Raw genomic sequence first — 1,189 nt, forward strand, 5'->3', positions numbered from 1 at the left:
CCACCCCTCGGCGGCGGCCCGGTCCGCGTCGGTGACCCCGGGACGCGGCGTCGCCGGCGCCTGCGCCCCCGGCCGAGCGTCGAGGAAGGCCTGCACCTGCCCGTACGTCAGCTGCGCCCGGGAGCGGACGCGGGCGCGTTCGAGGCCGGTCTCGACGACGGCGCCCGCGGCGTCCAGCAGGAACGTCCACACGAACGCCGGGCGCTCGCGGTCCGGCAGCAGGGAGGCGGCGTCCTCGCTCAACACCTCCGGGTGCAGGGGGACCCGGCCGTCGGGCAGGTAGACGGTCTGGCCGCGGCGGCGGGCCTCGGCGTCCACGGCGCCGCCCGGTGCCACGAAGGCGGGCACGTCCGCGATCGCGTAGCGGACCAGGATGCCGTCGTCGTCGGAGGGGGTCAGGAGCAGGGCCTGGTCCAGGTCCGTGGCGCCGGCGGGGTCCACGGTGACGAACGGCAGGGCCGTGCGGTCCGCGTGGTCCGGGCTCCCGGCCAGGCCCACGTGCACCCCATGCGCGGCCGCCTCCGCCTCGGCCAGGACGGGGGTGGGGAAGGCCGACGGCAGCTCGAGCTCCGTCCGCAGGGCGGCGAGGCGCTCGAGCAGGGCCGGGTCGGCAGGGCCGCGGAGGCCGAGGGCGTGGGAGGACATGGCGATGCTCCTGGGCAAGGGGGCCGAGACGACGCACGCCCCGGCGGATCACCGGGGCGTGCGGGGCGGGTCAGGAGGCGGCGAACCCGAGCGGGCCCGACTTCTTCGCGCCGATCTCCACGAAGCCGATGCGGTCGCCGGGGACGACCACCTGGCGGCCCTTGGCGTCCGCCAGGACCAGCGGGGTGCCGTCGGCGACGGCGGCGTCCACGAGGGAGCGGACCTCGTCCGCCGACTGCTCGCTGTCGATGACGACCTCGCGGCCGACGTGCTGCACACCGATGCGGATCTCCATGGGGAACCTCTTCTCTTCGTCGCGTCCTGTGCGGTCCGCCGTCAGCCTACGGGACCGCTCGGCGGGGTGGACGGGCGCCCACGAGGTTCACCCGCGGGCGAAACGGGCCGGACGGCCGGGTCAGCGCGGCGCGTCGTCCGCGGAGGGCAGCGAGGCGAGGCCGCGCCAGACGAGCGCGTCCACCGTGCGGGCCATCTCGGCGGCGGCGGGGCGGGCGTCGGCGTCGAGCCGGTCCGCCCAGTGGCGGGG

General features: G+C 77.5%; 2 protein-coding genes. Both read right to left on the reverse strand.

Annotated features, from left to right (window positions below; translation table 11 throughout):
• A partial coding sequence (locus HMPREF3105_RS01845) for an RNB domain-containing ribonuclease (RefSeq protein WP_141762397.1) occupies nt 1-645 on the reverse strand: 645 nt, incomplete at its 3' end.
• Nucleotides 646-715: 70 nt separating this feature from the next.
• Nucleotides 716-940, reverse strand: coding sequence for a DUF3107 domain-containing protein (locus tag HMPREF3105_RS01850; RefSeq protein ID WP_002854967.1), 225 nt, complete (start codon nt 938-940; stop codon nt 716-718).
• Nucleotides 941-1,189: the final 249 nt, after the last annotated feature.

Source organism: Micrococcus sp. HMSC31B01 (assembly GCF_001816085.1).
Classification (GTDB): domain Bacteria; phylum Actinomycetota; class Actinomycetes; order Actinomycetales; family Micrococcaceae; genus Micrococcus; species Micrococcus luteus.

Coding starts and splice junctions, on each gene's coding strand:
- HMPREF3105_RS01850 (WP_002854967.1), bottom strand. CDS start 940: ATGGAGATCCGCATCGGTGTGCAGCACGTCGGCCGCGAGGTCGTCATC.